This window comes from Microbacterium resistens, assembly GCF_021172025.1.
Classification (GTDB): domain Bacteria; phylum Actinomycetota; class Actinomycetes; order Actinomycetales; family Microbacteriaceae; genus Microbacterium; species Microbacterium resistens.
This window is the reverse complement of the sequence record NZ_CP082781.1, coordinates 2,555,580-2,567,609: the sequence shown is the minus strand read 5'-3', so window position 1 is coordinate 2,567,609 and position 12,030 is coordinate 2,555,580. Positions and strand designations below refer to the sequence as shown.

General features: G+C 71.0%; 10 protein-coding genes. 7 read left to right on the top strand and 3 right to left on the bottom strand.

Going from position 1 to position 12,030, the window contains the following annotated elements; translation table 11 throughout:
- Nucleotides 1-4: 4 nt before the first annotated feature.
- Genes K8F61_RS12140 through K8F61_RS12130 form a run of 3 tightly spaced genes read right to left on the bottom strand, consistent with a single transcriptional unit; the run spans nt 5 to nt 1,899 of the window.
- Complete coding sequence (locus K8F61_RS12140) at nt 5-286, bottom strand: hypothetical protein (RefSeq protein ID WP_174522547.1); 282 nt, start codon at nt 284-286, stop codon at nt 5-7.
- Between the two features lie 37 nt (nt 287-323).
- Entirely contained in the window at nt 324-848 is a 525-nt protein-coding gene (locus tag K8F61_RS12135) for a protealysin inhibitor emfourin (RefSeq protein WP_231819292.1), read from the bottom strand.
- Nucleotides 823-1,899: a M4 family metallopeptidase gene (locus tag K8F61_RS12130; protein ID WP_231819291.1), complete on the bottom strand. Its 1,077-nt coding sequence runs from the start codon at nt 1,897-1,899 to the stop codon at nt 823-825. Before K8F61_RS12130 ends, K8F61_RS12135 begins: the two co-directional genes overlap by 26 nt.
- A 125-nt stretch (nt 1,900-2,024) precedes the next feature.
- On the opposite strand from K8F61_RS12130, the gene K8F61_RS12125 reads away from it, so the two are divergent.
- The 7 genes from K8F61_RS12125 (at nt 2,025) to K8F61_RS12095 (ending at nt 11,557) form a co-directional block, all read left to right on the top strand.
- A complete protein-coding gene (locus K8F61_RS12125; protein ID WP_067248015.1) occupies nt 2,025-3,188 on the top strand; it encodes an ROK family transcriptional regulator in 1,164 nt (387 codons plus the stop codon).
- A 228-nt stretch (nt 3,189-3,416) separates the two neighbouring features.
- On the top strand, nt 3,417-4,862 hold the full coding sequence (locus K8F61_RS12120) for a M81 family metallopeptidase (protein ID WP_231821552.1): 1,446 nt from the start codon (nt 3,417-3,419) through the stop codon (nt 4,860-4,862).
- A 385-nt stretch (nt 4,863-5,247) separates the two neighbouring features.
- Complete coding sequence (locus K8F61_RS12115; protein WP_219086818.1) at nt 5,248-7,059, top strand: peptide ABC transporter substrate-binding protein; 1,812 nt, start codon at nt 5,248-5,250, stop codon at nt 7,057-7,059.
- Nucleotides 7,060-7,069: 10 nt separating this feature from the next.
- A complete protein-coding gene (locus K8F61_RS12110; protein WP_084344699.1) occupies nt 7,070-8,098 on the top strand; it encodes an ABC transporter permease in 1,029 nt (342 codons plus the stop codon).
- On the top strand, nt 8,095-8,979 hold the full coding sequence (locus K8F61_RS12105; RefSeq protein WP_231819290.1) for an ABC transporter permease: 885 nt from the start codon (nt 8,095-8,097) through the stop codon (nt 8,977-8,979). The genes K8F61_RS12110 and K8F61_RS12105 overlap by 4 nt, the downstream gene beginning before the upstream one ends.
- Nucleotides 8,976-10,646 carry an ABC transporter ATP-binding protein gene (locus K8F61_RS12100; protein ID WP_231819289.1) on the top strand — a complete coding sequence of 557 codons (1,671 nt, stop codon included), beginning with the start codon at nt 8,976-8,978 and terminating at the stop codon, nt 10,644-10,646. Before K8F61_RS12105 ends, K8F61_RS12100 begins: the two co-directional genes overlap by 4 nt.
- Nucleotides 10,643-11,557, top strand: coding sequence for an ROK family protein (locus K8F61_RS12095; RefSeq protein ID WP_231819288.1), 915 nt, complete (start codon nt 10,643-10,645; stop codon nt 11,555-11,557). Before K8F61_RS12100 ends, K8F61_RS12095 begins: the two co-directional genes overlap by 4 nt.
- Nucleotides 11,558-12,030: the final 473 nt, after the last annotated feature.

The following is a 12,030-nucleotide window of genomic DNA, read 5'->3' as shown; positions in this document are numbered from 1 at the left end:
CCCCTCAGCCCTCGTCCGCGGGGTGGTCTTTCGCGCTCGCGGCCGCAGACCCGTCGGCGTCGGCGGGATCCGGCGGAGCGGCGGTGGCGGCGTCCGCGGCTTCCGGGGCAGGCGGGGCGACGGGGAAGACGATCGACGTCGAGCCGGCGGCGAGGCCGATGCCCGTCGGGTCCGCGGCCGGTGCCGGATCCAGGCGCTCAGCCGCGCTCTGCGTGTCCAGCGGCTCCGAGGGCAGGCCCGCCCACTCCTGCTGTTCGTGCTGCGGTCGCGGTGTGAACAGTCCCATGCCTCCATTGTGCGCCCGGCGGGCGACGTCGGGGCGGTCAGGCCGGGTCGGCCTGACGGACCGCGTCGACGAGGGTGCGCCAGGGACCGTCGAGCTGCGTCTCGGGCAGCTCGCGCTCGCGCCGGCCCGCCGGGGTGCGCGCCTCGATGCGCCAGCGGAACCGGTCGGCGCCGGGCTCGTCCCGGTCCGGCGCGTCCCACGGGCACCGCTCGACCAGGGAGATCCAGCGCTCCTCCTCGTCCGGTGCGGGCATCGCCCGCCACCGCCGCGGGATACCGGCGATCCCGCCCGTACGGATGACGATCACCACGACCGCGGAGGCCGTTGCGTTCCCCGGCTCGGATCCGTTCCCCGGCTCCGATTCGTTCCCCGGCCCCGCCCCGTTCCCCGGCCGCGGCCCGGCGCTCCCCGACTCGTCGTCCTCGGGGCCCGGCGCGGGGCCTGCGCCCAAGTCGGGCGCGGGGCTGGAGTCGGGCCAGGGGCTGGGGTCCGGGCGCCGCTCGTCGGACGCATCCGCATCCTCCGGACTCACCCGGTCATCGGGCGGTGTCGGCTCGCGCATCGTGGTCCTCCTCCAGGACGCCGACGTCGGTCCACGCGGCGCGCAGGGCCGCGACCGTCTTCTCCCCGGCCTCGGCGGCCGCGTCGAGCGTCGCCCGCGCGAACGTCGCGAAGGTCGCGGTCGCGGGGAGACCGCCGGTGAGCGCACGGTACCAGACACCGCCGGCGGCCTCCCAGGCGTTGCCCCCGAGTGCCTGTGCGAACAGCGCGAAGGCGCGGTTCGGGATGCCGGAGTTGATGTGCACGCCGCCGTTGTCCTCCGTCGTGTCCACGAAGTCGCGCATGTGAGCGGGTTGCGGATCCCGCCCCAGCTCATCGTCGTCGTAGGCCGTGCCGGGCTGGATCATCGAGCGCAGAGCCCGGCCCTGCACCGCCTCCGTGAAGATCCCCTCGCCCACCAGCCACGTGGCCTCCTCTGCGCTCTGGCCGCGCAGATGCTGCTCGGTGAGGACGCCGATCACGTCGGCGATCGACTCGTTGAGGGCTCCGGACTGGCCCTGGTACGCCAACCCGGCCGTCGCCTGGATCACGCCGTGCCCGAGCTCGTGCCCGATGACGGACACGGATCCGGTGAAGCCGCGGAACACCTCTCCGTCGCCGTCCCCGAACACCATGCGCTCCCCGTCCCAGAACGCGTTGTCGTAGTCGACGCCGTAGTGCACGGTCGCGTGCAGCGGCGCGCCGGCGCCGTCGAGGGAGTCGCGGGCGAACGCGTCGAGCAGCAGGTCGAAGGTGGCGCCGAGGCCGTCGAACGCCTCGTTGGCCGCGGTATCGGCCACCGGGGGATCGTCCTCGCGGCGGACCACGATGCCCGGCAGCTCCTCCGTCCCGCCCGCGTCGCTGATCGTGCGGTCCGGAGCCGCCGAGACCTCGGCGACGAGCGTGCCGTCCTCGCCGATCGACAGCTCGAGCTGTCGCCGCAGCGGCGGGCGCCCCGCGGTCAGCGTCTGGCGCGCCGCCTGCGCGGCCTGGGGGAAGCGTTCGGACTCCGCGAGCCTCGCCAGCAGATAACCCGGGACGATGCCCGGTCCGGTGATGTGTCGTCCGTCCATGTCGCCTCCGGTCTCGTTCCCCGGTGCCGACGATACGCCGCGCCGCCGACATGCGGACAGGTCGGGACGCTCGTCCATCCGAGTATCTTTGTGTGATCCAAGGACGAAGATCATGCGGAGGCAGCGTGAACGCGGCGGCACACACCCCCCATTCCGCGGGTGACCTCTTTCAGCTCATCCGCACGGGGAGGGCGCAGTCGCGCGCGGACCTCGCCCGGCTGACCGGGTTGTCCGCCTCCACGGTCGCCCTGCGGGTGGAGGAGCTGATCGCCCGGGACTACGTGGAGGAGACCGGCCACGGCGAGTCCCGTGGCGGCCGGCGTCCCCGTGTCCTGGCGGTGAAGGCGGGCGGCGGCGTCGTCGTCGGGATCGACCTGGGCGAGCGCCACGCGACGTTCGCGCTGCTGGACCGCCGCGGGGACGTGGTCTCCTCGGCGGTCGAGGAGATCTCGCTGCTCGACGGGGTGGAGACGGTGGTCGCGCTGCTGTGGAAGCGGGCGCGCGAGCTCGCCGCCGCACACGGGGATCGGGTCGTCGAGGGGGTCGCGCTGACGGTTCCCGGGCCGGTGGACTCCCGGACGTCGCGGCTGCTGGCGCCGTCGCGCATGCCGGGCTGGAACGGCGTCGACGTCGGCGAGGTCCTGCGTGCGATGACCGGGCTGCCGGTCCTCGTCGAGAACGACGCGAACGCCATGGCCGTGGGGGAGTACGTCGCCCGCGGCGGCACGGACGAGCAGCTCGTCTTCGTCAAGGCCGGCAGCGGGATCGGCTGCGGCGTCGTGGTGGACGGCGCGGTCTACCGCGGCTTCCGCGGCGTCGCCGGCGACATCAGCCACGTCTCGCTGCACAACGCGCCCCCGGTGATCTGCTCCTGTGGGCGCGTGGGGTGCCTGGACGTCGTCGCGAGCGGCGCGGCGATCGTGGACGCGCTGAGGGATGCGGGCGTCGAGGTCGCCGACCTCGACGACGTGCTCGTGCTCGCGCGCGACGCCCATCCGAAGGCGACGTCCCTGCTGCGCGAGGCCGGGACCCGAGCCGGCGAGGTCCTGGCCACGATCATCAACTTCTTCAATCCCCAGACTCTGGTGCTCGGCGGGCGGCTGCCGACCGCGGACGCCTTCGTCGCGGGCGTGCGCCAGGCGCTGTTCACCCTCTGCCTGCCGATGTCCACCGACCTCCTGGAGATCTCGACCAGCCGGGCCGGCGTGCTGGCCGGGGCGCGCGGCGTCGCGTGGTCCCTCCTGGAACAGCTCCTGGAGCCCTCGCGCATCGACGCCTCCTCCGCCTGACCCGCTCCCGCCCGTCCCTGCCTCGTCGACCCCTGTCCCGATCTGCACATCCCGTCCCGATCTGCACAGGTTTCTCGCGGATCCGTGCGCGGATCGGACCCCGGTGTGCAGATCGGGCATCGCCGCCAGCGCCAGGATCGACAAAAGTAGTCGAACTAAGATCGATGATCGCACTAAGCTGGCCGGGTGACCGATCGCGCTCCCCTTCCCCGAATCGCGATCGCCGGCATGGCGATCGAGTCCAGCACGTTCTCGCCGCACCGCGCCGGTGAGCGCGACTTCCAGCGGATCGAGGGCGAAGACCTCGTCCAGCGCTACGACGCGCTGCGCGGGGGCGAGCTCACGGATCGCGCCGAGTGGCTGCCCGTCTACTACGCCCGGTCCATCCCCGGCGGCGCGGTGCTGCCGGAGGTCTACACGTCCATCAAGGCGCGGATCTGCGCGGGGCTCGCCGAGCTCGTCGCCCAGGAGGGCGGCCTGGACGGTCTGTTCTTCGACATCCACGGCGCGATGAGCGTCGTCGGGATGGACGATGCCGAGGGCGACCTGATCACCGCGATCCGCGAGGTCATCGGCCAGGACGTCGTCGTCTCGGCGTCCATGGACCTGCACGGGAACGTGTCCCGGACCCTCATCGAGAACGTCGACCTCATCACCTGCTACCGGCTCGCTCCGCACGAGGACACCTGGGAGACCCGCGACCGGGCGATCCGGAACCTCGTCGAGGCGCTGGAGACGGACGCGGAGACCCACAAGGCGTGGGTACGCGTGCCCATCCTCCTTCCCGGCGAGAAGACGAGCACCCGGGTGGAGCCCGCGAAGGGCCTGTACGCGCGGATCCCCGAGGTGGAGGCTCGCGACGGCGTCATCGACGCGGCGATCTGGATCGGCTACGCCTGGGCGGACGAGCCGCGCTGCCACGCGACGGTCGTCGTCACCGGCACCGACGAGGCCGTCACCGCCGCGGCGGCCGAGGAGCTGGGCCGGGCGTTCTGGGACGTCCGGGACGAGTTCGAGTTCGTGGGCCCTCCCGGGACTCTGGATGACGGGGTCGCGGCGGGACTCGCGGCCACCGACACGCCGTACTTCATCAGCGACTCGGGCGACAACCCGGGCGCCGGCGGGACCGGCGACGTGACCTGGACGCTCGCGCAGCTGCTGCAGAAGCCGGAGCTCACCGGTCCCGACGCCCCGGTCGTGCTCTGCGCCTCCGTCTTCGACAAGGGCGCGATCGACATCCTGCGCACGCACGCCGTCGGCGACGCCGTCTCGGTCGAGGCCGGCGCACGCGTCGACCACGGTCCGCACGGGCCGGTCCGCATCGAGGGGATCCTGCACAGCCTGCACGAGGGCGACCCCGACGCGGGCGGCATCGCCGTCATCCGCGTCGGCGGGCTCCACGTGATCGTGACGGAGTTCCGCAAGGCCTATCACGACGTCTCGGACTTCACCTCCATCGGGCTCGACCCGGAGGCGGCGCAGATCGTGGTGACGAAGATCGGATACCTCGAGCCGGAGCTGTACGCGATCATGCGCGGGTGGACGCTCGCCCTCACCCCCGGCGGGGTGGACCAGGACCTCGAGCGCCTGGGGCACCACCGCATCCAGCGCCCCATGCACCCCTTCGACGCGTTCCCGTCCGACCCCGACCTCACCGCCGAGATCGTCCGCTGATCTCGGGTCGGCGCGTTTCGTCTCGGTCCTCCTTCGTCGGTGCTCGCTCAACGACCGGTGCTTTGCCGCCTCGGTCGTTGAGCGACACGTCGACTCGCTGCGCTCGCTCCGTGCAGGTCTCCGCGAGACGAAACGATCTCCTCCTCCGGTCGTTGAGCGAGCGAAGCGAGACGAAACGCGCTCACCATGTTTCGACTCGTCGCTGCGCTCCTCGCTCAACGACCGGTGCTTCCCGGCCCAGGGATGAAACGGCTTCCTCCGTCTTTGTGACGGAAACGTAACCAATCTGGCTATTCTTGGCGTACTTACTTCGGCAATGATTCTAAGTACGCTGATTGCAGGACGATCTCGTTCGGCGTCCCGCGTCCACAAACAAGGAGGTTTCATGCGTACTCAGTCGCTGCGACGACGGCTGCTCGCCCCGGTGGGCGCGCTGGCGGTCGCGACGCTCGCCCTCACCGCCTGCCAGGGCACCGCCCAGGCCGGCCAGGGCGGCGGCGAGAAGAAGGACAGCGTCAGCTTCGCTCTCCAGGTGGGGACCGGGCCGAACTGGATCCTGCCGATCTCGACGCCGGACACGATGGCCACGCACAACAGCGCCATCAAGGCCACCATGTGGCCGCGCCTGTTCGAGTACAACGGCGTCGACGGGGAGATGGGCTGGGACGAGGCGGCCTCGGCGGCCAAGTCCTACGAGTTCTCCGAGGACCTCAAGACCATCACGATCACGCTGAACGACCTCGACTGGTCCGACGGCGAGCCCGTCACCTCGCGCGACGTGGAGTTCTGGTACAACCTCGTCCGGTTCAACGGCGAGAAGACCGGCGGCTACTCCGCGGGCCTCATGCCCGACAACATCACGGCGTTCACGACCATCGACGAGAAGACCTTCTCGCTCACGATGGACAAGGTGTACAACGAGGAGTTCCTCGTCGGCAACCAGCTCAGCCTGATGTACCCGATGCCGCAGCACGTGTGGGACAAGACCAGCGCGGACGGCGAGATCGGCGACCACGACCGCGACGCCGCCGGCGCCGCGCAGGTCCTGGACTACCTCTTCAGCGAGGCGAAGGACATGAAGACCTACGCCACGAACCCGCTGTGGAAGACCGTCTCCGGGCCGTACACGGTCAAGAGCTGGTCCGACTCCGGCGTCGTGGAGCTCACCGCCAACGAGAAGTACACGGGCGTCGACAAGCCGAAGATCCCGAACGTGAAGTTCCTGCCGTTCACCTCGGCCGACGCGGAGATGAACGTCGTGCGCTCGGGCGATGTGGACTACGGCTACATCACCAGCTCGCAGCTCACGAACGAGAAGCAGTTCACCGACCTCGGCTACCGCGTCGAGCCGTGGGCCGGCTGGTCGATCACCTACATGCCCTACAACTTCGCCAACCCGGAGAAGGGCGCCTTCTACAAGCAGCTCTACGTCCGCCAGGCGCTGCAGCACGCCGTCGACCAGCCGACGATCTCGGACGTCATCTGGCACGGCGCGGCCACCCCGGACTACGGCCCGATCCCGCAGACCGCGGAGTCGGACGGCCTCTCGGACGTGCAGAAGGACAACCCGTACCCGTTCGACCTGGACAAGGCCGAGAAGCTCTTCACCGACCACGGCTGGGAGAAGGGCAAGGACGGCACCCTCGAGTGCGTGAACGCCGGAGCAGGCGCCGACCAGTGCGGTGAGGGCATCGCGGCGGGCGCGAAGGCGGAGATCGTCGTCACGACCCAGAGCGGCTCGCAGGAGACCGACAACATGATGGCCGAGATCCAGTCGTCCCTCGCCAAGATCGGCGTGAAGATGACGATCGACTCGAAGCCCCTGGACAGCGTTCTCACGCAGGCCCAGGAGTGCAAGACCGGATCGACCTGCACGTGGGAGCTCGTCTTCTTCGGCACCGCAGGCAGCTGGTACTTCCCGCCCTACGCCACCGGTGAGCGCGTGTTCGCGAAGGACACCAAGTGGAACGCGGGCCAGTACGACAACCCGGAGGCCGAGAAGCTCGTCCAGGAGATGGCCTACTCGACCGACCCCGACATCGCCAAGAAGTACTCCGAGTTCCTCGCCACGGACCTCCCGGTGATGTGGATGCCGAACCCGGTGTACCAGGTGTCCGTCGTGCGCGAGGGCCTCGACATCGCCCACCAGGACCCGGGCGCGTCGTTCCTGCCGCAGCGCTGGTCCTGGACCGACTGAGAGAGAACGGATGAGCGGGGTGGAAGCGACGCGCACAGCGACGACGGACCGAGCGACGAAGGAACAGCGGACCCGGAACCGGTTCTGGTGGTATCTGCTCAGGCGGATCGGCCAGGGGGTCGTCGTCATCCTCATCGTGACGCTGATCGTGTTCGCGTTGCTCCACCTCGCCCTCCCCGAGGGCCCCGCGGTCGGGGTCCTCGGGATGCAGGCCACGCAGGAGCAGATCGACGCCTTCAACCGGGAGAACGGCTTCGACCTGCCCGTCTGGCAGCAGTATTTCCACTTCCTCGGGCAGCTCGCCACCGGCGACCTCGGGGACTCGTTCAAGCTGAACCGCCCGGTCGCCGACGCGATCGGCCAGCGCCTGCCGAAGACGCTGGTGCTCGCCCTCATCTCGATGATCGTGGCGCTCATCATCGCCATCCCGATGGGCATCTTCCAGGCCGTGCGCCGGGGCAAGCCCAGCGACTACGCGCTCACCACCTGGAACTTCATCGTCTACTCGACGCCGTCGTTCTTCCTCGGCCTCATCCTCGTGATCGTCTTCTCCCAGTGGCTGCCGTGGTTCCCCGCGCAGGCCCCGCAGGGGGACACGGTCGGGGACGTGCTGGCGAACCCGGCCGCTCTCGTCCTGCCCGTCGCCACGGCCGCGCTCGCGATCATCGCGACCTTCTCGCGGTACATGCGCTCCTCGACGATCGACAACCTCTCCGAGGACTACGTCCGCACGGCCCGCGCGAAGGGCACGCCGGTGCCGGTCGTCATCACGCGGCACGTCGTGCGCAACTCGCTCACGCCGGTGATCGCGATGCTCGGCTACTACCTGCCGGTGATGTTCGGCGGGATGATCGTGGTCGAGTCGCTCTTCAACTACCCGGGCATGGGGCTGCTGTTCTGGACCTCGGCGCAGACCTCCGACTACCCCGTGCTGCTCGGCTGCATCCTCGTGATCGCGCTCGCCACGGTCGTCGGGTCGCTCCTGGCCGACATCATCCAGGCCCTCCTGGACCCGCGCACCCGAGAGGAGCTCTCGTGAGCACGACCGCCGCCGCATCCGCCCCGCGGACCATGGGCCCGCGCCGCCGCGCGCTGCGCCGCTTCCTGCAGAACAAGCTCGCCGTCTTCGGCATCGTCACGATCGTCCTGTTCCTCATCTTCTGCTTCCTGGGACCCCTCGTGCACCCCACGGACCAGGTGCACACCGACCTCAAGAGCGTGATGCTGCCCCCGGGGACCGCGGGCCACCCCCTCGGGACGGACGACGTCGGCTACGACGTGCTCGGGCGCCTCATGGTCGGCGGACAGATCTCCATCCTCATCGGCCTGGCCGCGGGCATCCTCGCGACCGTGATCGGGACGCTGTGGGGCGCGATCGCCGGATACGTCGGCGGGGTCGTGGACACCGTCATGATGCGCGTGGTCGACGCGGGCATCGCGATCCCGGCGACCTTCCTGCTGCTGATCCTCTCCGCGATCCTGCGCCCGAGCGTCCCGCTGATGATCTGCGTGATCGGGCTCGTGTCGTGGCTCGTCCCCGCGCGGCTGGTGCGCGCCGAGTCCATCTCGCTGAAGTCCCGGGAGTACGTGCTCGCGCTCAAGGCGATGGGCGGGTCCCACTCGCGGGCCGTGCTCCGCCACATCGTGCCGAACACCGTGGGCACGATCGTCGTGAACGCCACGTTCCAGGTGGCGGACGCCATCCTCCTCGTCGCCTACATCTCCTTCCTCGGCATGGGCCTGCAGAAGCCCGCGACCGACTGGGGCGCGATGCTCACGAGCGGCATCACCTACACCTACGCCGGCGCATGGTGGCTCATCTTCCCCGCCGGCTTCTGCATCGTGCTGACCGTCTGCGCGTTCAACAGCATCGGCGACGGCCTGCGCGACTTCTTCGACGTGAAGGGGCGGACCGCATGAGCGACGCACTCCTCTCCCTCTCCGGCCTGTCGGTCGTCTTCCGCACCGAGGACGGACCGGTCCACGCGGTCAAGGGCATCGACCTCGACGTGCGCCCTGGCGAGGTGCTGGCGCTGGTCGGCGAGTCCGGATCCGGCAAGTCCGTCACCGCCATGGCCGTCCTGCAGCTCCTGCCGCGCACCGCGACGGTGACCGGATCCGTGACGCTCGGCGGACGCGAGCTGCTGGGTCTTCCCGAGGCGGAGATGAACCGCGTCCGCGGCGGCGAGATCTCGATGGTCTTCCAGGAGCCGATGACCGCCCTCAACCCGAGCATGCGGATCGGCGACCAGATCACCGAGGCGATCCTCAACCACGGCTCCCCCTCCAAGACGGAGGCGTGGGAGCGCGCGGTGGAGCTGCTGGGCCGCGTGGGGATCCCCGACCCGGCGCGGCGCGCGAAGAGCTACCCGCACGAGCTGTCGGGCGGTCAGCGTCAGCGCGTCGTGATCGCGATCGCGCTCGCGTGCGAGCCGCAGCTCATCATCGCGGACGAGCCCACCACCGCGCTCGACGTGACCGTGCAGGCCGAGATCCTGGACCTCATCCGTCGCCTCGCCGCGGATCTCGGGACGGCGTTCCTGCTGGTCACCCACAACATGGGCGTCGTGGCGGACATCGCCGACCGCGTGGCCGTGATGTACCGGGGCGACATGGTGGAGGTCGGCGAGACGCGGCGCGTGCTCACCGACCCGCAGGAGGACTACACGAAGCGGCTCCTCGCCGCCGTGCCGACCCTGCCGGATCTCGCCTCCGTCGTCGAGCGGGAGCCCGAGTCCGCATCGATCCCCGCGCCGGTACTGGAGCTGACGGACGCAGCCGTCACCTACCGTCGCGGCGGGCGGTCCTTCCAGGCCCTCAGCGACGTGAACATCCGGATCGCACCCGGCGAGATCCTGGGGCTGGTGGGCGAGTCCGGATCCGGCAAGTCCACGCTCGGCCGGGCCGCGCTGGGACTTCTTCCCCTGTCCGGCGGGAGCATGACGCTGTTCGGCGAGCGGATCGGGCGCGGAGGGGTGTCGCGGCGGAGGGAACGCGAGCTCCGCGGACGCACCGGCGCGATCTTCCAGGATCCCGGATCCAGCCTCGACCCGCGGATGACCATCGGCGAGGCGATCGCGGAGCCGATGCTCGTGCAGCGGCGTCGTCACGCCACGACGCCGGCGCAGCGCCGGGCGCGGGTGGCCGAACTGCTCGAGGCCGTGGAGCTGCCGCGCGACTACGCGAACCGGTATCCGCACGAGCTCTCCGGCGGACAGCGGCAGCGGATCGGCCTCGCGCGGGCCATCGCCCTGGAGCCGGAGCTGATCATCGCGGACGAGCCGACCTCCGCGCTCGACGTCTCCGTGCAGGCCGCGGTCCTCGAGGTGCTGCGCTCCCTCCAGGAGCGGATGGGCTTCGCCTGCCTGTTCATCAGCCACGACCTCGCCGTCGTCCACGAGATCTCGGATCGGGTCGCGGTGATGCTGCAGGGGCGGATCGTCGAGCTCGGCTCCGCGGACGAGGTGCTGCTGGCCCCGCAGCACGAGTACAGCCGGCGCCTGCTCGCCGCTGTCCCCGTGCCGGATCCGGACCAGCAGGCGCGGCGTCGGGAGGAGCGGCTCGCCGCGCGGGCGGCCGCCCGATGAGCTCGGGCGGTGTGCTCGGTCTGGATGTCGGCGGATCGAGCGTCAAGTTCCTGCTCGCGGACGGGACGGTGCGGGAGCGCCCGGAGCCGATCCTCCGCGGCCGCAGGGAGACCCCGGCGGACGATCCGGTCGAGGGCCTGCGCGCGATCGCCGAGGAGGTGCGCGGGACCGGCGCGGAGCCGGCGCGGATCGTCGTGTCGATCCCCGGCATCGTCGACGAGGAGCGCGGCGCGGTCATCCGCTCCACGAACGTGCCCGCTCTGGACGACACCCCGCTCGCGCAGGAGCTCGGCGCGCGCACGGGCGTCCCGGTGACGGTCATCAACGACGGCCACGCCGCAGCGATCTCCGAGGCCGCGTGGGGCGCCGGTGCGGGACACGAGGACGTCTTCGTCCTGGCGCTCGGGACCGGGATCGCCGGGGCGCACGTCGTCCGCGGCGAGGTCGTCCCCGGGGCGCACGGGTCCGCCGGCGAGCTCGGGCACATCACGATCGAGCCCGGCGGGCGGGTCTGCTCGTGCGGTCGGCGTGGGTGCCTGGAGACCGTGATCGGCGCTCCCGCCCTGGCCGAGGCCTGGCGTGCGGCGGGAGGAAGCGGCGGTCCGGAGCAGTTGCTCGCCGCGTACGGCGAGGGGAGCCGCGAGGCCGCGAGCGTCGTCGAGCATGCGGCGGAGGGCCTGGCCGAGGCGATCCTGACGCTCTGCGCCCTGGTGGATCCGGGGTGCATCGTGGTCGGCGGGGGACTCGCGGCGGCGCCGCACCATCTCGTCTCCCTCGCCCGAGACGCGGCGATGGCGCGGGCGAGCTTCCACCGGATCCCCGCGATCGTCCCCGCGGCGCTCGGCGGATGGGCCGGCGCCTACGGCACGGTGCTCCGCGGCCTCGCCGACGCCCGCGTCGCCCTCCCCTGACGCGCCCCCGCGTCGGCCTCCCGGTCGTTGAGCGAGGAGCGCAGCGACGAGACGAAACGTGGCGACCCGGGGCTGCGGCGTGGGTGCGGCCGCTGCGCGATGGCCTCGTCCGTCGCGCGGTCCCCCGCCGTCCTTCGGTCGGCTCCCGCCAGGCCCGATGCCAGCGCGTCGGACGAGGCCATCGCTCCGCTCAGCTCCGGGTCACCCCTCCCTCCGGTCGTTGAGCGAGGAGCGGAGCGACGAGTCGAAACGTGGCGACCCGGGGTGGGGGCGTTTCGTCTCGCTGCGCTCGCTCAACGACCGACAACCCTCCCTCCGGTCGTTGAGCGAGGAGCGCAGCGACGAGACGAAACGTGGTGACCCAACCCTGCTTCGTTTCGTCTCGCTTCGCTCGCTCAACGACCGACCGCGAGGAGCGCAGCGAAGAGACGAAACGCGGTGACCCGGCGTCGATCGCTCAACGGCCGACTCCC